The organism is Bradyrhizobium betae, assembly GCF_004123905.1.
In the GTDB taxonomy this organism is placed as follows: Bacteria; Pseudomonadota; Alphaproteobacteria; order Rhizobiales; family Xanthobacteraceae; genus Bradyrhizobium; species Bradyrhizobium betae_A.
In genome coordinates, this window is record NZ_MZXW01000035.1 from 308,893 (window position 1) to 331,215 (window position 22,323).

25 protein-coding genes are annotated in these 22,323 nt (G+C 64.8%); 12 read left to right on the top strand and 13 right to left on the bottom strand.

The window, feature by feature from the left end; translation table 11 throughout:
* Positions 1-158: 158 nt before the first annotated feature.
* Both B5V03_RS26615 and B5V03_RS26630 read right to left on the bottom strand, forming a co-directional pair.
* Positions 159-1,823 carry an acetolactate synthase large subunit gene (locus tag B5V03_RS26615; protein ID WP_129273327.1) on the bottom strand — a complete coding sequence of 555 codons (1,665 nt, stop codon included), beginning with the start codon at positions 1,821-1,823 and terminating at the stop codon, positions 159-161.
* An 841-nt stretch (positions 1,824-2,664) separates the two neighbouring features.
* Positions 2,665-3,558 (bottom strand): LysR family transcriptional regulator, encoded by an 894-nt coding sequence (locus B5V03_RS26630; protein WP_129273328.1) that lies wholly within the window; start codon positions 3,556-3,558, stop codon positions 2,665-2,667.
* A 129-nt stretch (positions 3,559-3,687) separates the two neighbouring features.
* On the opposite strand from B5V03_RS26630, the gene B5V03_RS26635 reads away from it, so the two are divergent.
* Together B5V03_RS26635 and B5V03_RS26640 are read left to right on the top strand one after the other, a co-directional pair.
* On the top strand, positions 3,688-4,428 hold the full coding sequence (locus B5V03_RS26635; RefSeq protein ID WP_129273600.1) for an SDR family oxidoreductase: 741 nt from the start codon (positions 3,688-3,690) through the stop codon (positions 4,426-4,428).
* A 35-nt stretch (positions 4,429-4,463) separates the two neighbouring features.
* On the top strand, positions 4,464-4,682 hold the full coding sequence (locus tag B5V03_RS26640) for a tautomerase family protein (RefSeq protein WP_129273329.1): 219 nt from the start codon (positions 4,464-4,466) through the stop codon (positions 4,680-4,682).
* Positions 4,683-4,879: 197 nt separating this feature from the next.
* On the opposite strand, the gene B5V03_RS26650 is transcribed toward B5V03_RS26640, so the two are convergent.
* Positions 4,880-5,431, bottom strand: coding sequence for a carboxymuconolactone decarboxylase family protein (locus B5V03_RS26650; protein ID WP_129273330.1), 552 nt, complete (start codon positions 5,429-5,431; stop codon positions 4,880-4,882).
* A 69-nt stretch (positions 5,432-5,500) separates the two neighbouring features.
* On the opposite strand from B5V03_RS26650, the gene B5V03_RS26655 reads away from it, so the two are divergent.
* Positions 5,501-5,854 carry an MmcQ/YjbR family DNA-binding protein gene (locus tag B5V03_RS26655; RefSeq protein ID WP_129273331.1) on the top strand — a complete coding sequence of 118 codons (354 nt, stop codon included), beginning with the start codon at positions 5,501-5,503 and terminating at the stop codon, positions 5,852-5,854.
* A gap of 124 nt (positions 5,855-5,978) precedes the next feature.
* On the top strand, positions 5,979-6,131 hold the full coding sequence (locus tag B5V03_RS41680; RefSeq protein ID WP_164988301.1) for a hypothetical protein: 153 nt from the start codon (positions 5,979-5,981) through the stop codon (positions 6,129-6,131).
* A gap of 73 nt (positions 6,132-6,204) precedes the next feature.
* Here B5V03_RS41680 and B5V03_RS26660 read toward each other — a convergent pair whose 3' ends face one another.
* Positions 6,205-6,678, bottom strand: coding sequence for a MarR family winged helix-turn-helix transcriptional regulator (locus B5V03_RS26660; RefSeq protein ID WP_129273332.1), 474 nt, complete (start codon positions 6,676-6,678; stop codon positions 6,205-6,207).
* A 150-nt stretch (positions 6,679-6,828) separates the two neighbouring features.
* On the opposite strand from B5V03_RS26660, the gene B5V03_RS26665 reads away from it, so the two are divergent.
* The 4 genes from B5V03_RS26665 to B5V03_RS26680 all read left to right on the top strand — a co-directional run bounded on the left by B5V03_RS26665 (position 6,829) and on the right by B5V03_RS26680 (position 9,083).
* Positions 6,829-7,230 (top strand): Ohr family peroxiredoxin, encoded by a 402-nt coding sequence (locus tag B5V03_RS26665; protein WP_164988302.1) that lies wholly within the window; start codon positions 6,829-6,831, stop codon positions 7,228-7,230.
* Positions 7,231-7,306: 76 nt separating this feature from the next.
* Positions 7,307-7,726 carry a cupin domain-containing protein gene (locus tag B5V03_RS26670; RefSeq protein ID WP_129273334.1) on the top strand — a complete coding sequence of 140 codons (420 nt, stop codon included), beginning with the start codon at positions 7,307-7,309 and terminating at the stop codon, positions 7,724-7,726.
* A gap of 43 nt (positions 7,727-7,769) precedes the next feature.
* On the top strand, positions 7,770-8,642 hold the full coding sequence (locus B5V03_RS26675; protein WP_129273335.1) for a bifunctional helix-turn-helix transcriptional regulator/GNAT family N-acetyltransferase: 873 nt from the start codon (positions 7,770-7,772) through the stop codon (positions 8,640-8,642).
* Positions 8,643-8,696: 54 nt separating this feature from the next.
* Complete coding sequence (locus tag B5V03_RS26680; RefSeq protein WP_129273336.1) at positions 8,697-9,083, top strand: ester cyclase; 387 nt, start codon at positions 8,697-8,699, stop codon at positions 9,081-9,083.
* Here the strand turns inward: B5V03_RS26680 and B5V03_RS26685 are convergent.
* Positions 9,080-10,027 carry a DMT family transporter gene (locus B5V03_RS26685; protein ID WP_129273337.1) on the bottom strand — a complete coding sequence of 316 codons (948 nt, stop codon included), beginning with the start codon at positions 10,025-10,027 and terminating at the stop codon, positions 9,080-9,082. The genes B5V03_RS26680 and B5V03_RS26685 overlap by 4 nt on opposite strands.
* 53 nt (positions 10,028-10,080) lie before the next feature.
* Here B5V03_RS26685 and B5V03_RS26690 point away from each other — a divergent pair, with 53 nt between their 5' ends.
* The gene (locus tag B5V03_RS26690; RefSeq protein ID WP_245502346.1) at positions 10,081-10,713 is read left to right on the top strand and encodes a CGNR zinc finger domain-containing protein; all 633 of its coding nucleotides are present in this window, start codon (positions 10,081-10,083) and stop codon (positions 10,711-10,713) included.
* Positions 10,714-10,716: 3 nt separating this feature from the next.
* On the opposite strand, the gene B5V03_RS26695 is transcribed toward B5V03_RS26690, so the two are convergent.
* The 4 genes from B5V03_RS26695 to B5V03_RS26710 all read right to left on the bottom strand — a co-directional run bounded on the left by B5V03_RS26695 (position 10,717) and on the right by B5V03_RS26710 (position 14,481).
* Positions 10,717-11,940 carry an MFS transporter gene (locus B5V03_RS26695; RefSeq protein WP_129273338.1) on the bottom strand — a complete coding sequence of 408 codons (1,224 nt, stop codon included), beginning with the start codon at positions 11,938-11,940 and terminating at the stop codon, positions 10,717-10,719.
* Between the two features lie 117 nt (positions 11,941-12,057).
* Positions 12,058-13,074 (bottom strand): esterase, encoded by a 1,017-nt coding sequence (locus B5V03_RS26700; protein ID WP_129273339.1) that lies wholly within the window; start codon positions 13,072-13,074, stop codon positions 12,058-12,060.
* A gap of 137 nt (positions 13,075-13,211) precedes the next feature.
* Positions 13,212-13,793: a DUF308 domain-containing protein gene (locus B5V03_RS26705; protein ID WP_129273340.1), complete on the bottom strand. Its 582-nt coding sequence runs from the start codon at positions 13,791-13,793 to the stop codon at positions 13,212-13,214.
* Positions 13,794-13,896: 103 nt separating this feature from the next.
* Positions 13,897-14,481, bottom strand: a complete 585-nt coding sequence (locus B5V03_RS26710; RefSeq protein WP_129273341.1) for a TetR/AcrR family transcriptional regulator — start codon at positions 14,479-14,481, stop codon at positions 13,897-13,899.
* A 78-nt stretch (positions 14,482-14,559) separates the two neighbouring features.
* Between B5V03_RS26710 and B5V03_RS26715 the strand changes: the two genes are divergently transcribed.
* Positions 14,560-15,057, top strand: a complete 498-nt coding sequence (locus B5V03_RS26715) for a peptide deformylase (RefSeq protein WP_129273342.1) — start codon at positions 14,560-14,562, stop codon at positions 15,055-15,057.
* A 74-nt stretch (positions 15,058-15,131) separates the two neighbouring features.
* Here the strand turns inward: B5V03_RS26715 and B5V03_RS26720 are convergent, their stop codons facing one another.
* Positions 15,132-15,806: a TetR/AcrR family transcriptional regulator gene (locus B5V03_RS26720; RefSeq protein WP_206736195.1), complete on the bottom strand. Its 675-nt coding sequence runs from the start codon at positions 15,804-15,806 to the stop codon at positions 15,132-15,134.
* A gap of 80 nt (positions 15,807-15,886) precedes the next feature.
* On the opposite strand from B5V03_RS26720, the gene B5V03_RS26725 reads away from it, so the two are divergent.
* Both B5V03_RS26725 and B5V03_RS26730 read left to right on the top strand, forming a co-directional pair.
* The gene (locus B5V03_RS26725) at positions 15,887-17,026 is read left to right on the top strand and encodes an FAD-dependent oxidoreductase (RefSeq protein WP_129273343.1); all 1,140 of its coding nucleotides are present in this window, start codon (positions 15,887-15,889) and stop codon (positions 17,024-17,026) included.
* A gap of 115 nt (positions 17,027-17,141) precedes the next feature.
* On the top strand, positions 17,142-17,492 hold the full coding sequence (locus B5V03_RS26730; RefSeq protein ID WP_129273344.1) for a cupin domain-containing protein: 351 nt from the start codon (positions 17,142-17,144) through the stop codon (positions 17,490-17,492).
* Between the two features lie 73 nt (positions 17,493-17,565).
* Here B5V03_RS26730 and B5V03_RS26735 read toward each other — a convergent pair whose 3' ends face one another.
* The 3 genes from B5V03_RS26735 to B5V03_RS26745 all read right to left on the bottom strand — a co-directional run bounded on the left by B5V03_RS26735 (position 17,566) and on the right by B5V03_RS26745 (position 22,235).
* The gene (locus B5V03_RS26735; protein ID WP_129273345.1) at positions 17,566-18,447 is read right to left on the bottom strand and encodes an AraC family transcriptional regulator; all 882 of its coding nucleotides are present in this window, start codon (positions 18,445-18,447) and stop codon (positions 17,566-17,568) included.
* Positions 18,448-18,647: 200 nt separating this feature from the next.
* The gene (locus B5V03_RS26740; RefSeq protein WP_129273346.1) at positions 18,648-19,898 is read right to left on the bottom strand and encodes a serine hydrolase domain-containing protein; all 1,251 of its coding nucleotides are present in this window, start codon (positions 19,896-19,898) and stop codon (positions 18,648-18,650) included.
* Positions 19,899-20,015: 117 nt separating this feature from the next.
* Positions 20,016-22,235 (bottom strand): hypothetical protein, encoded by a 2,220-nt coding sequence (locus B5V03_RS26745; RefSeq protein ID WP_245502347.1) that lies wholly within the window; start codon positions 22,233-22,235, stop codon positions 20,016-20,018.
* Positions 22,236-22,323 lie beyond the last annotated feature (88 nt).

Sequence of the window (22,323 nt, forward strand, 5' to 3'; positions counted from 1 at the left end):
TCCATAGTGCGTCGAAGACGCGCGTAAACGCGCCGATGGCGTTGCTGCGCAGAGCCGGGACCCAGAAAGCCGCAACGCTCGCAGATAGATGGGCCCCGGCTCTGCAGCGCACCGCCGAAGTGGCGCTGCGCTGCGTCCGGGGCACGAGACCGTGGCTTTCACACCTTCGCCTTCTCATGCGCCCGCAGCTCATCCACGAGCACCCGCACGTTCTCCGAATAATCGATCGGGATCACGACCAGATGCACGCCACCTTCCTTGAAGGCGGCATCGAGCGTCGGGCCGAAACTATCGATGCTCGCGATGCGATGGCCCTTGGCGCCATAAGACTGCGCGTAGAGGACAAAATCCGGATTGCCGAAGGTCATGCCATAATCGGCAAAATGATCGACGGCCTGCTTCCAGCGGATCATGCCGTAGGCGTTATCCTCGAGCACCAGCACGACGAGGTTGAGCTTGAGGCGGACCGCCGTCTCCATCTCCTGGCTGTTCATCATGAAGCCGCCGTCGCCGGCGACCGCGAGCACGCGGCGGTCGGGATAGAGCATCGCCGCCATCATCGCCGACGGCAGCCCTGCGCCCATGGTCGCCAGCGCATTGTCGAGTAACAGCGTGTTGGCGACACGGGTGCGGTAGTTGCGCGCGAACCAGATCTTGTACATGCCGTTGTCGAGCGCGACGATGCCGTTCTCGGGGATCACCTGGCGGATGTCGTGGACGATCCGCTGCGGCGTCGGCGGCCAGCGCTGTTCGGTAGCGCGGTCGGCGATGTGGCCAAGGATCTTCTCACGCAGCGGCAGCAGCGCCGCCGCCTGCGGCAGCTTGCCTTCGAGCCGATCGGCGAGCAGCTCGAGGCTCGGGCCGACGTCGCCGAGGACCTCGGCATCCGGGAAATAGACCTGCTCGACGCTGGCCGAGGTGTAGCTGACGTGAATGACCTTCGGCCCCGACGGTCCCATGATGAAAGGCGGCTTCTCGATCGGGTCGTGACCGATCGCCACGATCAGGTCGGCGGCGTCGATCGCATCGTGGACATAGTCGCGCTCGGACAGCGCCGCGGTGCCCATGTAAAGATTGGTGCCGCCGGGCACGGTGCCCTTCCCCATCTGCGTGGTGAAAAAGGGAATGCCGGTCCGCCGCACGAAGCTCGCAATGCCGTGGGTCGAGCGCGGCCGGCTGGTCGCAGCTCCCATCATCACCAGCGGACGCTGTGCGGCCAGGATCATCTCGGCCGCACGATCGAGTGCAGCGCGATGGGCGACAGGGATTTCGATCGGGTGAATCGGGATCACGGGGACGGCAGGCACCTCGTCGCCGGCGATGTCCTCGGGCAGCTCGAGATGCACCGGCCCGGGCCGCTCCTCCATCGCCACGCGAAAGGCGTCGCGCACCACGGTCGGAATGCTGGAGGCGCTGATGATCTGCCGCGACAGCTTTGTCAGCGGCTTCATGGTCGCGACCACGTCCACGATCTGGAAGCGCGCCTGCCGGCTGCTCATGATCGGCTTCTGGCCGGTGATCAGGATCATCGGCATCGCGCCGAGATGCGCATAGGCAGCACCGGTGGAGAGGTTAAGTGCGCCAGGCCCGAGTGTCGACAGACATACGCCGGGCTTGCCGGTCAAACGGCCGTGCGTAGCGGCCATGAAGGCCGCGGCCTGCTCGTGGCGCGTCAGGACCAGCTCGATCTTGGAGGTGCGGAGCGATTCGACGAGATCGAGGTTCTCCTCGCCGGGCACGCCAAAAATGCGATCGACACCTTCATTCTCCAGTGCCGCAACAAACAGATCCGATCCTTTGACTTTGCGTTCCTGTTCGCTCATGTCGCCTCCCGGTCGCTGCTGGCTCCCGTGTTCCGGAAGCGGGCGCATCGTAGCTGCTCGGGACGACAGCACAACTCACAAAGAGGCGGGTGAGCATTTCAACATCGTCATTCGTAGGATGGGTAGAGCGAAGCGAAACCGATCATGTTTCTCCGAGGAGAGAAGATGATGGGTTTCGCAAGTGCTCTACCCATCCTACGCATCCAGGCACACCTTCGCATCCTCGCGGCTTTTCTCGCCCGAGCTTTGCTTCATCTCGACACCCTCTTGTCAGAGGGCGCAGGGAAGGCCGGGTGCCGGCCGGCACCCACGGTCCACTGTGCGAAGGTTGCGCTACGAAGAGCTGCACAGCGGCATACAGGTGAAGCCAAAACATCCGGCCTTCCCTGCGCAGTGGTTTGACGGCTTATGCCGAGTTCTCCCCGGGGAGCGATGCACTATTGCCCCCGTCGCCTTGCAGATGGCTGATGTGCGCACCCGGTCGGGCCGCCACATCACTGCAAGACTTGGCGCACAGACCCCGGGCGCCAGGACGACACGGTTTTGCCGTACGCAGACCACACCGGTCGTGTGCGCGACGTCTTTCGCTCACGGTTGCCCGCCCTGCAAAACCCGTCGCGCCGATGTGACTAGCGTCCACCGCAGCTCACCCCACGTTCGTGACGATCGCGATACGCCCCTCTGACCGGGGTGAGGTGGCGCATGACTACGCCAAAGCCGAATTTCGGTAAAGTGGAATATTTTCACGCGGGTGGATTGACCCGTTGGTTGTGTGTTTTGCCCGACGGGCACCACAAAGTCTCGTAGCCCGGACGGAGCTTTGCAGCCAACCAACGCCCCCTCACAGCTTCGCCTCGGCAAAAATGCCCGAAATCCAGTCCAGGAACACACGCAGGCGCAGCGCGAGCTGGCGGTTCTGCGGATAGAGCGCGGAGAGCGGCGTCGGCGACGGCGGATAGTCGGCGAGCACCTCGACCAGCGCGCCGCTGGCGAGATCGTCAGCGAAACGATAGCGGGGCGCCTGTGCGAGGCCGAAGCCGAGCCGTGCGAGATCGGCCATGGTGTCGGAATTGTTGACGCGAACCCGGCCCGGCAGCACGACCTGCCGAAGCCCGCCCGCGACGGAAAATTCCAGCGGCAACACATCGCCGGTGCGCGAGGAGACGAAGGCCACCATCTGGTGGCCGTCGAGCGCATCAGGCGTCACGGGCATGCCGTGGCTGGCGATGTAGGCCGGGCTCGCCACCGTGATCTCCGCGATGGTGCCGAGCCGGCGCAAGATCATCCCGCTGTCCTCGGGCTCGCCCGAGCGGATCACGCAGTCGATGCCCTCGCGGACGAGATCGACCAGGCGGTCACCCTGCCCGATCTGCAATTCGAGCTGCGGATAGCACGCCAAAAATTCCGGCAGATGCGGCAGGATGAAGGTGCGGGTCAGCAAGGGATGCGCGTCGATGCGCAAGAGGCCGCGCGGCCGCGCATCGCGCATGGCGGTTTCGGCTTCCTCGACCTCCGCCAAAATGGCGACGCAGCGGCGGTAATAGTCCTCGCCGTCGAGCGTCGGCGTGACATGCCGCGTCGTCCGCTCGAGCAGGCGCGCACCGAGACGCGCCTCGAGACCGCGCAACACCTCGCTCGCCGTCGAGCGGGGAATGCCGAGGTCGGCCGCGGCGGCCGTAAAACTCTGCCGTTCGACGAGGCGGACGAACAGGCGCATGGCGTCAAATCGGTCCATGGGCGATTGTTCACCACAGCCGACAAGTCATGGCAAGCCTAAGGCGATTATCCGGCCACAGCGATCAGGTATCTCTCGGTCAGACCACACCTGAGGAGACCTGTCATGAATCCCGCCATGAATCCCGCCATGACCAATCAATCCCAGCGCGCGGCCATCGTGACCGGCGGCTCCCGCGGCATTGGTGCTGCGATCGCCCGCCGGCTGGCGCAGGACGGAATTGCGGTTGCTATCAATTATGCCAGGGGCCGCGACGCTGCCGAGGCGCTCGTTGGCGAGATCGAAGCCGCCGGTGGACGCGCCGTCGCCGTGCAGGCTGATCTTGCCGATCCGGCAACGCCGGCCCGGCTGTTCGATGCGGCCGAGCACGCCTTCGGCGGCGTCGACATCCTCGTCAACAATGCCGGCGTGATGGAGCTCGGGCCCCTTGCCGAGGTGACCGACGAGGCGTTTGCACGCCAGACCTCGATCAACCTCGACAGCGTGTTCCGGTCCCTGCGCGAAGCCGCGCGGCGGCTCCGCGACGGCGGCCGCATCGTCAGCTTCTCCTCAAGTGTCATCGGCCTCTATCAGCCCGGCTATGGCGTCTACGCCGCGACCAAGGCTGCGGTCGAAGCCATGACGCACATCCTCGCCAAGGAACTCGGCAACCGGCGCATCACCGTCAACGCGGTCGCGCCCGGGCCGGTCGAGACCCGGCTGTTCCTCGAAGGCAAGAGCGAGCAGCAGGTGCGCGCCGTCGCCGCCATGAATCCGTTCGGCCGCCTCGGCCAGCCCGACGACATCGCAGGTGTCGTCGCTTTCCTCGCAGGACAAGACAGCGGCTGGATCAACGGCCAGGTCATCCGCGCCAATGGCGGCGTGGTCTGACGCATCACACGACACTTCACACGGAGACACCCATCATGCCTTTCGCCAACATCAAGATCCCGCAAGCCGCGCTGTCGCGCAGCCAGAAGGCGGAGATCGTGCATAACCTCACCGCGCTGTTCGTCCACTATTTTGGCGAAGCGGCACGGCCGCACACGATGGTATTGATCGAGGAAGTGCCAGATGGCGGCTATGGCCGCGCCGACGAGGTGTTCGTGGTTCCCGACGCCTATCGCGCCAAGGACGCGGCCTGACGGCTCACCTCACCTTCAGCGACAACTCCGTCCCGCCCTTGAGCGGCAGCGTCATCGAGACGAAGCCGTTTTGGGGATCGCGGATGAAATCGAGATAGTCGGGCTCGGCGTTGTCGTTCATGACGTGCGCCAGCAACCAACAAATCCGTGATCGGATACCTTTGCGCCGATTCCCCGGCGGAATCGGCGGCGCAGCGCTATTCGGCGGCCTCGCTGTGGGGAACGCCGTGCTCGACCTCGAGCTGAAGGATGTCGTTGAAGCGGTTGAAGGCGCCGCACAGTGCGATGCGCCAGGTCAGCTCCACAATCTGCGCTTCCGAGAAATGCGCGCGCAGGCGGACAAAGATCTCGTCGCGGGTCTTGTTCCAGTTGTTGGTGACGGCAACGGAATATTCGACGACGAGCTTGTCGAGCTCATCGAGCTCGGGATGGTCCTTGTAGTCGACGAGGCGCGCAGCGCCCTCTTCCGATACGCCCTGGATTGCCAGCTTTGGCGCGTGGTGCGAGACACAATAGTCGCATTTGTTGAGCAGCGAGACCGTGACCAGCGCCAATTCGAGATGGCGCTTCGACACATTGCCTTCCTGGGCGAGATCGACCAGCAGCGACCACATGTGCTTGAAGATCGGCAGGCGGTGCGCCATGACACCCGCCTGGTTCTCGAACGCACCGTAGGTTGTCATCTTGTCCCACAGCGGCTTAATTGCGTCCGGCAGGTCGTCCCTGGTCTTGATCGAAATGCGCGACATGGCAATTCATCCCTGGTTGGAACGCGTATGCTGCCATAAAGGCGGGCCTTGCGTCTCGGTCGCGATCGCATGACACCCAAGACATTCGAAGCGCACTGCCTGCGCCTGCCCGCCGCCACCAAGGTGGTACAGTGGGAAGGCACCTCCGTGTTCAAGGTCGGCGGCAAGATGTTCGCGCTCGGCGGCGGATTTGCCGCAAGCTCCGGCGGCTACATGTTCAAGGTCTCGGACATGGCTTATGGAATGCTGATCGAGCACGGGCTGGCGCGGCCGGCACCCTATCTGGCACGCGCCAAATGGGTACAGCTCGTCGGCAACAACGCGCTGCGCGATGCGGAGCTGATCGGCTATCTCGCGCAGGCCCATGCCCTGATCGTCGCAAAGCTCACGCGCAAATCGCGCAAGGCGCTGGGGCTGGAGTGAGCGTGAGCTGGCGTAGGGCCGGTTCCCTCTCCACAACGTGATGAGATGATCCTCATCCTCCCACTGGCACCATGCTGCACCGCAACTAGCTCAATGGAAAGTTCATTCCCAATGGAGATTTTCCATGACCAAGTCCCGCACGGCATCCACCAAGACCCATCGCTACGAACTGGTGCACGGTGAAGAGGCCGACTTCGTTACTTATCAGCGACGCCGCGAGGACGGCCTGTGGCAGACCTTTGCGGCGTGGATGATTCCGCGCGCGATCTACAACTAGACCGGCGCACACTCGTCCTTCATATCCGCCTCGGAGGCATTGTTGCCTCCGAACGCGCCCCCACGCGTCTTGATCAGTGCTTCTTTTTCGCGTTGCCCGCTTGCGTGTGCTGCAGCAGGTTGTCACGCAGCCGGCTTACCGTCGCCTGCACCACCGGAAATTCGCCGCCGAGCCCGGTCGCCTCGATCAGGGAATCGCCGAGCCCCTGCTCGATCAGCTTTCTGCCACCCGTTGTCAGGCTCACCCGGACCTGCCGCTCGTCGGCGGGATCACGCTGGCGGTCGATGTAGCCCATTTGCTCGAGCTTCTTGAGAATGGGCGTCAGCGTGTTGGATTCCAGGAACAGCTTTTCGCCGAGCGCGCTGACGGTTAGTTCGTCCTCGTCCGACAGCGCCACCATGGCGATGTACTGGGTGTAGGTCAGCCCGACCTTGTCCAGCAGCGGCTTGTAGGCGCGGCCAAACGCCAGATTGGCCGAATAAATCGCAAAGCACAGAAAGTTCGACAATTTTCGGCCTTTGCCGGCAGATTTGGGGGGACGGGCCATTGGAACCTCCGCAATTCGTGATCGTATCCACCATATAAATCGCATGCGATTAAATCGGAAGAGCTTGACCAGGTGCGGTGTCGGGTTTATTTCACAACGCACCCGATTAGATCGGACACGATCTAAATAACCAAGCAAAGGATTATGACCATGACCGCCACTGCAAAGGTTCTTTTCACCGGCAAGACCAACGTCACCTCCGGCCCCAATGGCGCCGCGCATGCCAGCGACGGCACGCTCGACATCAAGCTGGCCCAGCCGCACCCGGCCGCCGAAAACCTGTTCGCTGCCGCCTGGTCGGCCTGCTACCTCGGCGCCATCGGCCTCGCCGCCGCTCAGCGCAAGGTCAAGCTGCCGAGCGAGCCGTCTGTCGACACCGCGATCGACCTGAACAACGCCGGCGGCGCCTTCTTCCTGCGCGCCCGGCTCGACGTCAGCGTGCCCGGCGTCGACCGCGCGGTCGCGCAGGAGTTGATCGAGGCGGCGCACGGCATCTGCCCCTACTCCAAAGCGGTGCACGGCAACATCGAGGTAACGACCACGCTGGTCTGAAACTGCGCGAAGCGGCCCGGCCGGCATCGGCCGGGCGCGCGGTGTGGGCCATCAAGCGAACACCAAGGAGTTGACCATGAGCCATTCCCTCTTGCGAGCCGCCCGCATGCTGGCGAGCGCCGCCATCCTCGCCACAAATCTCCTCACCCTGCCGGCGGCAGCGCACGCCCAGCCGGCCGGCGTGACGCGCACCGACCTTCAGCGCCACGATCTCAGCGCACCCGGCCGTGAGGCCGTGCAGGTGCGCGTCGACCTCGCCCCCGGCGTCGCGTTCGGCCGGCACACCCATCCCGGCGAAGAGATCATCTACGTGCTGGCCGGCGCTATCGAATACGACGTCGAGGGGAAGCCGCCGGTGACGCTGAAGGCCGGCGACGTGCTGTTCATCCCGGCAGGCACGGTGCATGCGGCGAAGAACGTGGGCACGCTGCCTGCGAGCGAACTCGCGACCTACGTCGTCGAGAAGAACAAGCCGCTGCTGACGCTTGTGAAGTGAACCTGGATTGACTGGGGATGATATCTGACTAAAGTCAGATATCATGCTCGACCCCGTCTCCCGCGTCCGCCGCTTCAACCGCGCCGTCACCTCCGCCGTCGGTGCGCTCGACACCTCGTTTCTCGGGCGCGGGCGGCCGCTGGGCGCTGCACGGGTGCTCAATGCGATCGGGCACGGGCGCTCGGACGTGGCCGAGATCCGCGACTATCTCGCGCTCGATTCCGGCCTGATGAGCCGGCTGCTGCGCAGCCTCGAGGACGAAGGGGTGGTCGAGACCACCGCGCATGAGGACGATGCGCGCCGCCGTGTGGCCAAGCTGACGCGTGCGGGCCGTCGCGAGTTCGCGGCCTATGAGGCGCTGTCGAACGCGCAGGCCGAGGGCTTCCTCGCGCAGCATTCGCAGCGCGATGCGCTGCTGGCGGCGATGGACCTGATCGCCTCGGCGCTGACGCGCGACCGCGTCGCGCTCGCCGAGATGGACCCGCAGAGCGAGGAAGCCCGCTATTGCCTCGGCGAGTATTATTCCGAGCTCGGCCGCCGTTTCAAACAGGGGTTTGACGTTTCTCTTTCGAGAGACCCGGATGCCAAGGACATGCGTCCCCCGCGCGGCACCTTCATCGTCGCGATGTCGGACACGCTGCCGATCGGCTGCGTCGGCTTGAAGGGAACCGATCACGGTTACGCCGAGATCAAGCGCCTCTGGGTCGCCCCCGCCGCGCGCGGATTGCGGTTGGGCCGGCGCCTGATGGATGCGACTGAAGATGCCGCGCGGGGGCTCGGCATCGCGCTGCTGCGGCTCGACACCAACAGCGCGCTGCCGGAAGCCGGCCAGCTCTACCGCAGCACCGGGTGGACCGAGATTCCGCGCTTTAACGACGATCCCTATCCCGACCTGTTCTTCGAAAAGCGGCTATGAGCTGAGCCCAATTCCTCTCCTCCGCGTTATCATCGAAGCCTTGGGAGCTTCGATATGACAAGTGCCGATCTCGCCGACTTCTACCGCGACTACATCGCCTGCCTGAACCGGCAGGATTGGTCAGCGCTCGGGCAGTTCGTGCATGATGACGTCGCGCACAACGCGCGGCCCTTCGGCCTTCCCGGCTATCGCGCGATGCTGGAACAGGATTTTCGCCAGATTCCGGATCTGCATTTCAGCATCGATCTGCTGATCTCCGATCCGCCCCGCATCGCGGCCCGGCTGAAATTCGATTGCACGCCGGTCGGGAAATTTCTGGGGCTCGATGTGAACGGCAAGCGGGTCTCCTTCTGCGAGAACGTATTTTACGAACTCCGCGACGGAAAAATCCGGCAGGTGTGGTCGGTGATCGACAAGATCGCAATCGAGGCCCAGCTCTAGCGCGCGGAGAGCTGGACCGACCATGATTTACGCGCTGTTCCCGGCGATTTGCCTCGCATAAGCAGCAAGCCCGCGACCGAGGCAATGACCAGTGCTGCACCTCCAAGCATCCACAGCGATGGCGTCTCGCCGAGAAAGGCCCAGCCGAGCAGCACCGCGATGATCGGATTGACGAAGGTGTAGGTGGCGACCAGCGTCGTCGGCACCTGCTTGAGCAGCCAAGTATAGGCTGCAAACGCGACCACGGTGCCCATCAATGTCAGATAGGCCCAGCCTGCGATCGACGCGACCGAGACGTTCGACAGATGCAGACTGCTGAATTCGCCGCGTGTTGCGCCGACCGCCAGCAACACCACCCCGCCGACAAGCAGCTCCAGCCCAGACAGCCCGACAGGCGAGAATGCCCCGGAATGGCGCTCGGATACGAAGGTGCCGGCCGCCCAGGACAGCGCTGCGCCCAGCAGTAGAAGGACGTCGCTTGCGCGCAGCCCGCCGCTGCCCGCAGACGCCTCGTGAGACGCGATCAGGGCGACGCCGGCGATACCGGGAATGAGGAACGTCACGGTCTTCCACGTTGGGCGCTCGCTGCCGGAAAAGACGAGCTGCAACAGCACGATCCAGAGTGGAATCGTTGCAAGGAAGACTGCGGCAAGGCCCGAATGCACCCGCTGCTGCGCATAGGCGAGCACACCATGGCATCCGACGAAGAAGAGGACGCCGCAAACCGATGCGACGATGCAGGTTCTCGGCGACGGCGAGGAAGCACCAGTGGCGCGTGCGGCCCCGTACAGGACGGCCCCGCCGACCAGGCATCGTGCGGCCATCAGCGTGAATGGCGGCAGGGATTGCAGCGCCAGCGCCAAAGCGAGATAGGTCGAGCCCCAGATGATATAGATGGCGGCAAATGCCGCGATGATCGCCAGATGCACCCTTGAAAGCCGCATGATGATCTCATAACCTGTTATGTGGTTAGATTGACCAACCGTGCGGGTGCGCTTTGGGTTCCCAAAAAACCGACAGTTCCCGCGAGAATGCGGACGGTGAAGAGTTGGCGATCCGGTTCGTCAACACGGCGGCATGGCGACTGCGCGATCCGTCCGAGGAACGGCTCGCGGACGCCGATGAGCTCCTTGCGTGGCTCGGAGAGAACGGCATCGGCAGTGCGCGCGAGCTGAAACGCATTCGGTCCGCGTGGCAGGCTGACGTCGGGCGCGGCGAGGCCGCATATCGCGACGCGATCATGCTGCGCGAAGCGATCTACGGCATCCTCATCGCCCGGATCGAGCAACACGCGCCTGCCGAGGCAGCACTGAAGACCTTTAACCAGATGCTTGCGCGGTCGATGCCGGCGGCGACGCTCAACTGGATCAGCGGCGACGTAGGGTGGAGTTTGACGTCCGAAGGCGACGGGCCCGACTTGCTCAAGCCCATCGTCACTTCGGCCGCCGCGCTGATGACCGGACCGCGGGCGCGACGCGTGAAACAATGCCAGGACGACCGCGGATGCGGCTGGCTCTTCGTCGACGAGAGCCGCGCGCAGAACCGGCGCTGGTGCGCGATGGGCGATTGCGGAAACCGCGCCAAGGCGCACCGGCATTATCAGCGGACGCGCGACCAAGAGCGGCGTTGACGCTCACGCCGTCGCCGGCGCTGCCGCCTCGCCCTGCGGCTTCGCAAACGGCCGGAAATTCATCGCCATCAGGAACGCACCCAGGCCCATCGCCCAGGAAGCGATGTAAAGCCAGGCGTAACTGGAGAAGGCGTCGTAGATCAGGCCGCCGGCGAGCGGGCCGGTGGCCATGCCAAGGCTGCCGGCCATCGCGGTGCCGCCGATCACCGTACCCATCATGCGCAGCGGAAAGTTTTCACGCACCAGCACCGCGTAGAGCGGCATGGTGCCGGCATAGATGAAGCCGAACACGGCGCCGACTGCGTAGAATGTCGCGAGCTGGTGCGCGAAGGCATAGGCGAGTGCGCCGAACGCCTGTAGCAGCAGGCCCGTCACCAGCACGCGCTTGGCGCCGAAGCGGTCACCCATCAGGCCGAAGGCGATGCGCCCGCCCATGCCGGCAAAGCCCTCGATGCTGTAGATCGTCACCGCCGCGACCAGCGGAATGCCGCAGCTCACGGCATAACTGACCGTGTGGATGATCGGTCCGGAATGGGTGGCGCAGCAGAAGAAATTGGTCGCGAGCAGGATCAGGAATTGCGGCGAGCGCAGCGCCTCGCCCATCGACATCTCAGCCTGCCCCGCGCTTTCGCCGGATGGCGCGGCCACGGCATGCGCGAGCGCGGGCGGGCGGCGCACCAGGAACGAGACCGGGATCATGATGGCGCCGACCACCAGCGCCACGATCTGCATCGAGGTGCGCCAGTCGTGGCCGGAGACGAGCCAGGCCGCGAGCGGCGCCATCGTCATCGGCGCCATGCCCATGCCGGCCGACACCAGCGACACCGCGAGGCTGCGATGGGTGTCGAACCAGCCGGTGACGGTCGCCATCATCGGCGCGAAGATCGCCGCGCAGGAGGCGCCGACCAAGAGGCCGAACACGAACTGGAAGACGAGCAGCGAGGTCGCATGGCTCGCCGCGAACAGGCTCAGCGACAGCACGGTCGATCCCGTCAGCACCACCGGCAGTGGTCCGAACTTATCCGTCAGCGTGCCCCAGGCCATGCTGGTGAAGGCCATTGCCAGAAAGCCGATCGTCATCGCGCTGGAAATGCCCGTCACCGACCATCCGGTGTCCCTGGCGATCGGTTGCAGGAACACCGGCAGCGAGAACATGCCGCCGATCGCGACGCAGCCGAGCAGGCCGCCGGCGGCGACGATCACCCAGCGATAGGAGGAAGCATTCATGTTGGTCTCCCGTCAGGTCTGTCTGGGTGGAAGACGAATGGGAACCGTGGGGGCCGACAATCCCTTATCCATTTTCTGTCCGACGGGAACTCCTCGTTACCCTGCCGCGGGCCACGCCTAGTTCGACAGGCCCTGCTTCCCGATCCAGTCGTTGACGAGCCTTGCGACGTCATCCGAGTTGCGGTCCATCATCATCATGTGGGTGTTGCCCTTGATGCCCATCTTCGGCAGCTCGAACGTGTCAACCTTGCCGCCGGCGGCCGCGACCGCCTGCCCCCATTTGGTCGGGTTGACTGCGAGCTTCGACCACACCGGGACCTTGTCGAGGAAATCTCCCCACACGATCAGATGCGGCACGCCCTTGAGCTTTGCCGCATCGGCCTTGGCCGGATCCGGTGCGCCCGACGGCTCGATGGTGATCAGCGCCTTCACCTTGTCGGGCGCATTGAGCGCGGCGGTGAAGCCGAAATTGCCGCCCTGGCTGTGGACCAGGACGATGCACGGGCACACCTTCTGCACCAGCGCGTCATAGGCCTTTTGCGTGGCGGCGTCATTCGTGGCCCAGCGCGGAATGCCCTGCTTGGCGAACTGGTCGAACGCCTCGATCGGAAACTGCTCGCCCTCGAACGCCTCGCGCTTGCCGCCGACCTCGTAACTCGGCCCGATCCGGAACAGCTCCCAAGCCTCCTTCTTCGGCCGGAAGAACGGTTCACTCTTGAAGATTTCGGGATAGCGCGCCCAGGAGGCGCGACCGCGCTCGACCGCATCGGAGACGTAGACGTCGAAGCCGGCATTGAGGAAGAACTGCTGCCAGCCCGGCTTGCCATCGGGCTTGGTCTCCCATGTCACGCCCGACAGGCCGCCGCCATGCCAGAGCAGCAGCGGCAGTTTGGATTTCGGCGCGGCCTGCTTGACGAACTGGACATACATCTGCTCGACCTCGAACTCGCCGTTCGGATCGACCTTGATCGGCGGCGCGCCGGGCGAGAACACGATCTCCTTCGACGGCAGCCCGCTCAACGTTTCGGTGTGGCCACCGACATGGAAGCTGCCGACCTCCTTGACCAGGTATTCGGCCGCAGCCGGCGTTGCGGCTACGATGGTTGCCGCCAGTGCGATTGCGATCCTGCGCATGACGTTTCCTCCGACTCTTGTTGTTGGCGGCATAGTTGCCAACAACAATATCGAAAACAACCCCATACGCAGTGCCGGCTCCAATGGGATCAATGACTCGGGATGGCAGCGAACATCATCCCCAAACCGCTCTTGCATTACCCAAGCTGAGCGCGCTGGCGCCATTCGCTGACGGCGAGCCACACTGCCGAGACCAGGAAGTAGAGCGCACCGACCGCAGCATAGCCCGCGACAGTCGTGATCGTGGGTGACATCGGGGTTGTAGCCTGAAAGACGAAGAAGCCGCCAGCGAGCGCCGACTGGCCGCCGCTGAGCACCATCGCCCATTGCGCGCCAAAGCCCTTCCAGCGCCTGATAGCCGTCGCGAGCTGGAGCAGGCCCGACAGGATCGCCCAGGCGCCGAACACGCCGAGTACCCAGTTCATGCTCGTCTGCAAGGCAACGAGCACCGCGATCATGGTCGCGAGGCTGACGACGACGTTCAGCGCCTGCGTGCGGTTTTGATTGAGCCCGCCGCTGCGCAAGCCGTCCACAAAGTTCGCCGCGGCGTCCCATGCCGGATAGAGCACGAGCAAGGCCCCGGCGATCGCCGGAGACGAGGACCCAACGGCAAACGCGGCAACGACCCAGGCGACCGAGAACGCCGCCCGGATGAAATAGTATTGCTTCAGCCATCGCTCGCGATCGGCACGAACGAGATCTAATTGATGATGGGCCACTGCACTCTCTCTCCTTTACCTACTAGTTGGTAGTTTCGCACACAACAAGATGCTCTCACCCGGCGTGCCTGCGGGGCATGCCGTGTCGTTTCGCCGAAATGTTTCAGTGCTTGCTGGACAGCCGCTCCAGCAGGGGTGCGGTGATCACACCGAACATCTTTGGATCGCCATAGGCGCGCGCCGACAGCATCGCGCCGTGGATGGTCGCCATGAATCCTTCAGCCTCGACCTTCGCCGTGCTGGAGAGATGCAGCCGCCCCTTCCGTTTTCCCCGCTCCATCACCGATGTCAGCCACGACGCCAGGAAGCGGAAATGCGCACGGACTTCGAGCGCGACTTCCTCGGGCAGGATCGGAAGCTCGCTGGCCAGCAGCGCACAGACGCAGAAGGGCGCGGTTGCATCGGTGATGCACGCCTCCCAGTACCCGAGGTAGCTTTTTAGCTGGTCGCGCGGATCAGGGATATTGCGCTCGAGGGCCGCCAGCCCCGCCTCCGCTTCCCCGCGGTAGCGCGACAAGAGCGTGCGGACCAGATCGACCTTGCTGGCGAAATGGTGGTGAATGCTCGGTTTGCGAATGCCGACGACCTCGGCGACGTCAGCGTAGCTGAAGCCGTTATAGCCGCCCGCGATGATCAGGCTGCGCGCGCAGGTCAGGATGTCGTCGGCGGTCGAGGAAGCGTTGGTCATGGAGCTCAACTACCTTCCAGTTGGTAGGCCGTCAAGAATGTGATGCTTCAACGATCCGTGAGTGGTAGGAGCCCCCGCATGACCATTCGCCCGATCCTCCGTTACCCCGACCGCCGTCTCGCAACGCCCGCCCGCCCCGTCACCGTCTTCGACGACGGCTTGCGCGAGCTCGCAACGGACCTGCTCGAGACCATGCGCGCCGCGCCCGGCATCGGCATCACCGCGCCGCATATCGGCGTGCCCCTGCGCGTCGTCGTGCTCGAGCTCGATGCCAAGACGGGTGCGCAGACCTACGTCAATCCTGAGCTCGAATGGGCCTCGCCCGAGATGATCCTGCACAAGGAAGGCAGCGTCTCGATGCCCGGCGTCAACGACGAAGTGCAGCGCTACGCTCGCGTGCGGATCAGCTATTGGGATCTCGACGGCAACATGCAAAGCGAGGAGTCCGACGGTTTGCGCGCCGTCTGCCACCAGCACGAGATCGACCAGCTCGACGGGATGTTCTGGATCCAGCGGCTGTCACGGCTGAAGCGGGATCGGCTGGTGAAGAGGTTCGAGAAAATATCGCGACCGTAGCGCGGATTCGTAATCCGCCGTCCTGAGTATGCTTTGATGAAAGATGGCGGATTAGGCACTGCGGCTCATCTACCCTACGCTTGAGCAGTCGCAATCCCCGCCAGGATCAAGTCGACACCGGCGAGGAACTGCGCGCGGTCGTCGTGGTCGCGCAGTTGCGTCGCCATCTGCCGTACGAACGGATATTTCGCGGGGTCGAGTGCGGCCCACTTGCCCGCGACACCGGCGAGAAAAACCGACCGGTCCGTCCCGGGTGCAACAAGGCGGGCATTGGCGGCGTTCTGTCCGGCGACGCCGAGGATGTAGTGCACGAGCGCTGATGCGGAATCGAAGAGTGCGGCCTCGGGCACGCCAAGCGCCTTGAGGCGGCTGCCAACGCTCTCGACGATCTCCAGCGTTGCGGGCCGCCATGGCTCGCGGAACAGCTGCGCACCGACCCAGGGGTGGGCGTCGATCGCGTCGAACACGCCGAGCGCCACCGCGCGGATCGCCTCGCGCGGCCTGGCGCCACCGGCCACCTCCGACACGACACGGGCAATAATATCGTCGGTAGCCGTCGCGAGAAGCTCGTTCTTATCGGCGACGTGCCAGTAGATCGCCCCGCTGCCAGTTGCGAGATGCGCCGCGAGCGCACGGACGGTCAACGCGCCCTCGCCGCCGCGGTCGAGGATCTCGATTGCGGCCGCGATGATCCGCTCCCTCGAGAGCGCGTCGCTTCGCCGTTCAATCCGGTGCGTCTTCTTCGCCATGGACGCCATCTTGACATGAATGGAACGCTGCTCCAATACTATGGAACAGCGTTCCATTATCTTTGGTGAAGGGCTTTCCGATGACGACACCGGTCACGATTGTCGGTGCAGGCCTCGGCGGCCTCACCCTCGCCCGCGTGCTCCACCTGCATGGCATTCCCGTGCACATCTACGAGGCCGAAGCTTCGGCGATGGAGCGGACGCAAGGCGGGATGCTCGATATCCACGACGACAGCGGACAGCTTGCCCTCAAGGCAGCCGGCCTGTTCGAGGAATTTTACAAACTCATCCACACCGGTGGCCAGGCCTCGCGCGTGCTCGACCGGAACGGCAAAGTGCTGCTCGACGAACCCGACGACGGCACGGGCGGCCGGCCCGAGGTGAACAGGGGCGCCCTGCGGGGCATCCTGCTGGATTCTCTTCCACCAGCGACGATCCAATGGGGCAAGAAGCTCGCGAGCGCCGAGGCGCAAGGCGACGGCCGGCATGAGCTGACATTCGCCGACGGATCGAGCGTGAGCACAAAACTGCTCGTGGGTGCTGATGGCGCATGGTCGAAGGTGCGGCCGCTGCTGTCGGATGCTGTGCCCCGCTATGTCGGCACGTCGTTCATCGAGGCTTACCTGCGCGACGCCGACTCCAGGCACCCAGCGACAGCCGAAGCGGTCGGCAGCGGTGCATTGTTCGCGCTCGCACCCGGCAAGGGCATTTTTGCGCACCGCGAACCCGAGAGCGTGCTTCACGCCTACATCGCACTGAACCGCTCCGCCGAATGGTTTGCCGCGATCGACTTCAGCGACGCTCCCGCAGCGGTCGCGCGCATTGCGGCCGAGTTCGGCGGCTGGGCGCCTGATCTCACCGCGCTGATCACCGATGCCGATACGCCACCGGTGCTGCGCATGCTCCACACGCTGCCGAACGACCATCGCTGGGATCGTGCGCCCGGGGTGACGCTCATCGGCGATGCCGCGCATCTGATGCCGCCGGCCGGCGATGGCGCCAACCTCGCGATGCTCGACGGCGCCGAGCTCGGCAAAGCCATCGCTGCCCGCCCCGACGACGTCGAGGCCGCGCTCGCGGCTTACGAAGCGGCGTTGTTCCCGCGCAGCCAATCGGCAGCGATCGGCGCGCACCAGATCCTGGAGCTCTGCCTCGGCGAGCGCGCGCCGTTCAGCCTGGTGGAGTTTTTCAGCGGCATGCGTGGGCCGGAGCGCGGCTGAATCGCTGCAACCACTCCTGCGTCAAACCGCCTCGCAGCCGGCGTGAACAAAACACCTGCTCGCGCGTCTATCGCTTCCCCCTCCGCCAGGCTCTGGCGCAAGACGGAAAGCTGCCATGAAAGTCCAGAAATTCGCCATCGCCGACGCCTCGTTCGAACGCTCGCCCGGTCAGGACGGCGAGATCTTCGCCGGCAACGTCATCGACCAGCGCCACGGCGGACCTGTCACCATCGGCTTCGGCCGCTATGGGCCGAACCAGAACCTCGACGAAAAGCTCACCGTCGACGACGTCATGCTGGTCCTCGAAGGAAAGCTCTCGGTGACGAGCAACGGAAGCACCGTCACCGCGGGGCCCGGCGAGATCGTCTACATGCCGAAGGGGGAGACGGTCACCATCCGCTCGCACGAGCAAGGCGCGGTCACCGCCTACGTCACCTATCCGCATTGGCAGGAGGCACGCGGGTGAGGCGTGGCTTGGTCATGGATAGTGGCCTGTCGGTCTCCCGCTGTGGAAAGGACAGGCCGCCGTTGTCGAGCCCCTATTTCAGTGGCAAGAACAACTCCGCGACCGTCTCATGCTCCGGCACCTCCGGGAAGAAGCTCAGCCGCTGGCAATAGATCGGGAAGTCGCGCGCTTCCTCGCCGCTGGCCGGGAGCCAGTCGCGATAGAGATAGAGCGCGGCGGGCTCGAGATTGTCGGTGTAGCCGACGATGCGCAGCACGGCGCAGCGTCCGCCGGGAATCTCGCCGGCCTTGATCCCCTCGCCGTTTGCTGCGATCGGCTGGTCGGTCCCGACACAGAGATCCACGCTGTAATCGGCAGGCGATACAGGACGACGCTCGGACCGCCAGACATTGAAGGTCGGACTTGTGCTGGGGTGCAGGCCCGCAGCCTTGCGCCATGCGATGAACCGCTGGATGGTGGCACGAAGCGTCTCAGGGCTCCCGCGATGCTCCATGATCGCGATCTTCGTCCTGGGCACATTGCGGATCGTCACGTCGTTCGTCGTATAGGTCGTCTGCATCAGCTTGCTCCTCGCGGTCTCGAGAGGCCCGAAGGCCACAAGCCACGGCTCCCATTCCGGCGATGTCCGGAACGACGACGGCGACTGCCCGAACCGTTGCCGAAAGGCGCGGGCGAAGGCATCGGGTGCATCGTAGCCGGCATCCATTGCGATCTCCGTGACGCTCTGCGCATCACCATAGGCCAGCTGATGCGATGCACGCTTCATACGGGCCAGCTGGACATAGCGATGCACGGACAGCCCGAAGGTCGCCGAAAACTGCCGGTGGAAGTGGAATTTCGAGAAGGCCGCAACGCCGCTCAGCGTGTCGAGGTCGAGATCATCGTCGAGATGCCGATCGATATGATCGAGCACCCGCCGCATCCGGTCCTGATAGTTTTGCAGCGCCGCCTTCATCGTTCTTTCTCCGTGGCGGCGTAGTGTTAGGCGATGACGGCGGCAATGTGCTCGACCGATCTTGCGGTTTGGCACCCTGTCGTCGCCCGGCTCGACCGGGCGACCCAGTACGCCGCGGCCTATCGGTTCAATCACGGTCTTCTCTGGAATACTGGATCGCCCGATTAAATCGGGCGATGACAGCGAGTGTAAGGCGCGCCCTACCCGCCCGCCATCAGCTCCTTCGCCAGCGCCATGTACGCCGGCAGCGTTACGGGATCGTTGGCGGCATTGCCTGCCACGGGATGCGAGGCGTAGCGCGCTATCACCATCTCGGCCTTGGGATCGATATAGATGCCCTGGCCGTGAACGCCGCGCGCCATGTAGGCGCCGTGCGCATTATGCGTGACCCACCATTGATTGCGGTAGGATGCGCCGGGCAAGGTTGTGTAGCCGGCCGGCTTGAATTTCTTGGGATCGCCGCCGCGTGCGATATCGTCGATGACGGACGACGGCACGATCTGGCGGCCGTTGCAGCGGCCGTGATTGCGGATCATCTCGCCGAAGCGGGCGAGATCGCGCAACGTCGTGGACAGGCCGCCACCGCCGCTCTCGGTGCCGATGCGATCGACGTGATAATGCGCGTCCTCTTCCGCGCCCATCGGCTGCCAGATGCGCTCAGAGAGAAGATCGGACAGCGTCATGCCGCTGGCGCGCCTGATGATCCAGGCCAGCACGTCGGAATTGACGGTCTTGTAGGCAAACGCCTTGCCGTGCTCGCCCTGCTTCTTCTGCGCAATGAGGAAATCGAAGATGTTGGTGGCGCCCTCATAGTCCGGCGGGATCGGCGCCATACCGTTGGCGCGCCGCAAGCTCCACACCGCCGAGTTCTTGTCGGTATAGATCTCGGTGTATGCGAGGCCCGTGGTCATATCCATGGCTTCGTGCACGCGCACATCGCCGAACGCGCTCGCCTTCAGCTCCGGCACATACTCCGTAACTGGCGCCTGCGGATCGATCTTGCCTTCCGCGATCAAAATCCCGGCGAGCGTGCCGGTGAACGACTTCGTCACCGACATCGCGATATGCGGCTTGTGCGGCTTCAGCGCGCCAAAATAGCGCTCGTAGATCAGCTTGCCCCGATGCAGCACCGCGATGCCGTCGGTGTAAGTCTCCTCCAGCATGTTTGCGAACGTCATGGGCCGGCCGTCCATCGTGGTCGAGGCGACCGCGCCGATGTCATGATCCGCGCGCGGCAACACCGATGCAGGCCCTGCCCCGCGCCAGACGTTCACCGTCGGCACCAGCTGGCGGACGTTGCTCCAGGCCCAGCGGAGTTCAGGGAAGCTGCGGAACGAGCCGTCCTGGAAGGTGATGGTACGGTTCGGCGCCGGCGGGAAGCCGCGCATCCAGCCGAGGGTTTCAGGGTTGGTTTCAGTGGCGGGTGGTTGGGTGGCGACATTGACGGACATTGACACGAGCTCCGGAGACGGAGCTCGTGTCGTAGCATGGAGCGGCGCGACGCACATCTTGTCGATATGCTGGACTGCCGCGCGAGGGTCACCGCGGTCTTGCTGTCGACGGCCCGATCACCCCTTCCGCCCGGTCCGCTTCTTCGCCTTCGCCGCGCGCTTCCGTCCCGGCGCTGCCGTTCGCGCCGGCGTGCGGCTGCCGGGGTCGGCGGTCAGTTCGGGGCGCAATCTTGCGAGCTTGGCGCGGTCGGGCATCAGGTCGGCAAAGCCGTCGAGCACGCGCGGCGCGGGCGCGCCGTCGCCGGGGGCCATTGCTGCGGGTGATGCGGTCTGGCTGAGCGCCTGCAAGCGGCGGCAGGCTTCGCCGAGGTGATAGGCCTCGCCGCCGAGCGCCACCCATTTGCCGACCTCGGGATGCAGCACGAGATTGGCCGAATGATTGTCGGCGTTGCTGGTCGGATAGTCGACGAAGACGTCGAGGCCCGACTGCACGCCCACCATCACGCCCTGCGCCGACCACGACACCGCGACGTCGACGCGGTAGCGGCCCGGCTTCTCGAAGGCGAAGCCCGCGGTGCTCCAGAACACTTTTGCCGACGCCGTGACGCTTTCGCCGGGCTCGAGCTCGGCGAGCTTGGCGTGCTCGCACAGGATCACGAAGGGCCGCACCGGTCGCTCGTGGCCCTCGCCGTCGGTGACGGTGATCGAGGCGAACAGGGCCTCGGTGCTGACGTCGTTCGGCGCGCGCAGCGACACGCCGCTATTGTTCGTCATCGTCCAGGTCAGATCCAGCGGCTGGCCGAGCGCGACGCGGTCGGTTGCAGCCGTCACCGTCAGCGCCAGTTCGGAAGGCTCAAAATCGTGCCGGTCGGTGGCCTGCGGCGCGCCGGTCGGGAACCAGCTTGCGAACGGCCATCCGCCCGGACGGATGACCGGATCCGGCATGTGGTTGAGGTGATGACGCACATTGGTGTTGTGCGCGAGCGCGATCTGATCCGGGAACACACCGGGAGCGCCGGTCGCGGGACCGCCGAGCACGTCCGCGACGCTCGGCGTCGTGGTCATGATCGAGTTGTCGGCCGCCGTCTCCTGCTCCTGGTGGATCTGGTTCAGCGTGTGCGTCAGCTCGTGGGTCGCGCTACGCAGGAACGCACGCGGCACGTCGCGCTGCTTCTTGTTGGCGGCGAGGCCAAAGTTCGAGGAATCCCCGACGGGATAGCCGTCATCGGAGAAGCTGGCGCAGCCTTCACGGGGCACGCCGATCTGGTCGTACATGATGCCGCGCGAGCAGCCGAGTTTTGCGGGCACCACGATCATGTGCACGTGCCATTCGGTGTCGAGATTGGTCGCGGGGTTGCGCACGGCCGTCATCAGCGCGTGCAGATCCGCCGAGCTCCAGCAATTGGTCGACGTGACGCCTGCGGGGACCGGGACATTGAGCTGGTCCTGAACCACCCTCAGCTGCCAGCCGGTCTTCGCAAAGACCGTGTCGAAGAACTCCGTGCCGCCGGCGCCATCCGGCACGGGCGCAGGCCTGACCGCGCCGACCAGCGTGTCGATCTCCAGCGTCGCGCGGCGGAAGAATTTTGATACCCAGGCGAGCGTGACGCTGCCCTTGTCGACGCCGCCGTCGAACAGCCGCCCCTCGTAGAACGGCCCGCCGGTCAACGAGAGCGGAAACGGCGCCGGCACCTTTGAAAGCTTCAGCGTCACCGTGCGCGACGGCGTCGCCGGGAACGTGCCCTTGAACTGACCGGCCGGCGGTTGCGTGTAGTTGAACTGCTCGGCAATGATCGTCAGCTCGCACTTCTTCGGGAACGGCACCGCGACCGGCGCGGACACGCTCGTCACCCTGAGATAGGAATGATAGCGCGCGCGGGGGAAGATCGGGATGACCGGCCTGCGGATCGGATGCGGAATGACGGGCTCGTCGACCGCGCTGAGCGAAGCGGCAAGGCTCGTCAGGCTTGTGTCCGCTGCGGACTCATCTTCATCCTTGTTGCCCACGGGTGGCAACGGATGGGGTATCGGACCAATCACCAGCCGCTTCGAGTAGAGATCGCCGCTGACGATCAGATGGTCCGCGCCGCCGTCGGGCGCCGAGCGATCGACGCGCAGCGTGCCCTCGAACGACACCAGGCTCGCCGTCGGCCTGAAGTTGATCTGGTAGCAGCCTTCGCGGAAATCGAGCTTGCACAGCCTGAACGGCGGAATGGGCGGAATCGGCTGCAGATCGGTCGAGGCCGGCTGGTCGCCGGACTCCTCGTCGCTGAAGCTGATCTGGCGCGACAGCGGCACCAGCGGCTGCATCGCCGGCGCGACCGATGCCGCGGTCATCTTCGATAGGCTTCCACTCTCATGCTCTGAGCAATTGCACATGTCGTTGTCTCCTCGTTGAAATGGCGAGGCGATCGACGCGAGCAGC

Bases quoted from the DNA above. Each gene is read 5' to 3' on its own strand.
- B5V03_RS26720 (WP_206736195.1), bottom strand. From the start codon at position 15,806: ATGGCGAAGAAGACGCACCGGATTGAACGGCGAAGCGACGCGCTCTCG.
- B5V03_RS26665 (WP_164988302.1), top strand. From the start codon at position 6,829: ATGACCGCCACTGCAAAGGTTCTTTTCACCGGCAAGACCAACGTCACC.
- B5V03_RS26660 (WP_129273332.1), bottom strand. From the start codon at position 6,678: ATGGCCCGTCCCCCCAAATCTGCCGGCAAAGGCCGAAAATTGTCGAAC.
- B5V03_RS41680 (WP_164988301.1), top strand. From the start codon at position 5,979: ATGACCAAGTCCCGCACGGCATCCACCAAGACCCATCGCTACGAACTG.
- B5V03_RS26735 (WP_129273345.1), bottom strand. From the start codon at position 18,447: ATGAAGGCGGCGCTGCAAAACTATCAGGACCGGATGCGGCGGGTGCTC.
- B5V03_RS26745 (WP_245502347.1), bottom strand. From the start codon at position 22,235: ATGACCGCGGCATCGGTCGCGCCGGCGATGCAGCCGCTGGTGCCGCTG.
- B5V03_RS26740 (WP_129273346.1), bottom strand. From the start codon at position 19,898: ATGTCCGTCAATGTCGCCACCCAACCACCCGCCACTGAAACCAACCCT.
- B5V03_RS26675 (WP_129273335.1), top strand. From the start codon at position 7,770: ATGCTCGACCCCGTCTCCCGCGTCCGCCGCTTCAACCGCGCCGTCACC.
- B5V03_RS26725 (WP_129273343.1), top strand. From the start codon at position 15,887: ATGACGACACCGGTCACGATTGTCGGTGCAGGCCTCGGCGGCCTCACC.
- B5V03_RS26680 (WP_129273336.1), top strand. From the start codon at position 8,697: ATGACAAGTGCCGATCTCGCCGACTTCTACCGCGACTACATCGCCTGC.
- B5V03_RS26695 (WP_129273338.1), bottom strand. From the start codon at position 11,940: ATGAATGCTTCCTCCTATCGCTGGGTGATCGTCGCCGCCGGCGGCCTG.
- B5V03_RS26630 (WP_129273328.1), bottom strand. From the start codon at position 3,558: ATGGACCGATTTGACGCCATGCGCCTGTTCGTCCGCCTCGTCGAACGG.
- B5V03_RS26635 (WP_129273600.1), top strand. From the start codon at position 3,688: ATGACCAATCAATCCCAGCGCGCGGCCATCGTGACCGGCGGCTCCCGC.
- B5V03_RS26640 (WP_129273329.1), top strand. From the start codon at position 4,464: ATGCCTTTCGCCAACATCAAGATCCCGCAAGCCGCGCTGTCGCGCAGC.
- B5V03_RS26685 (WP_129273337.1), bottom strand. From the start codon at position 10,027: ATGCGGCTTTCAAGGGTGCATCTGGCGATCATCGCGGCATTTGCCGCC.
- B5V03_RS26715 (WP_129273342.1), top strand. From the start codon at position 14,560: ATGACCATTCGCCCGATCCTCCGTTACCCCGACCGCCGTCTCGCAACG.
- B5V03_RS26730 (WP_129273344.1), top strand. From the start codon at position 17,142: ATGAAAGTCCAGAAATTCGCCATCGCCGACGCCTCGTTCGAACGCTCG.
- B5V03_RS26650 (WP_129273330.1), bottom strand. From the start codon at position 5,431: ATGTCGCGCATTTCGATCAAGACCAGGGACGACCTGCCGGACGCAATT.
- B5V03_RS26615 (WP_129273327.1), bottom strand. From the start codon at position 1,823: ATGAGCGAACAGGAACGCAAAGTCAAAGGATCGGATCTGTTTGTTGCG.
- B5V03_RS26700 (WP_129273339.1), bottom strand. From the start codon at position 13,074: ATGCGCAGGATCGCAATCGCACTGGCGGCAACCATCGTAGCCGCAACG.
- B5V03_RS26710 (WP_129273341.1), bottom strand. From the start codon at position 14,481: ATGACCAACGCTTCCTCGACCGCCGACGACATCCTGACCTGCGCGCGC.
- B5V03_RS26670 (WP_129273334.1), top strand. From the start codon at position 7,307: ATGAGCCATTCCCTCTTGCGAGCCGCCCGCATGCTGGCGAGCGCCGCC.
- B5V03_RS26655 (WP_129273331.1), top strand. From the start codon at position 5,501: ATGACACCCAAGACATTCGAAGCGCACTGCCTGCGCCTGCCCGCCGCC.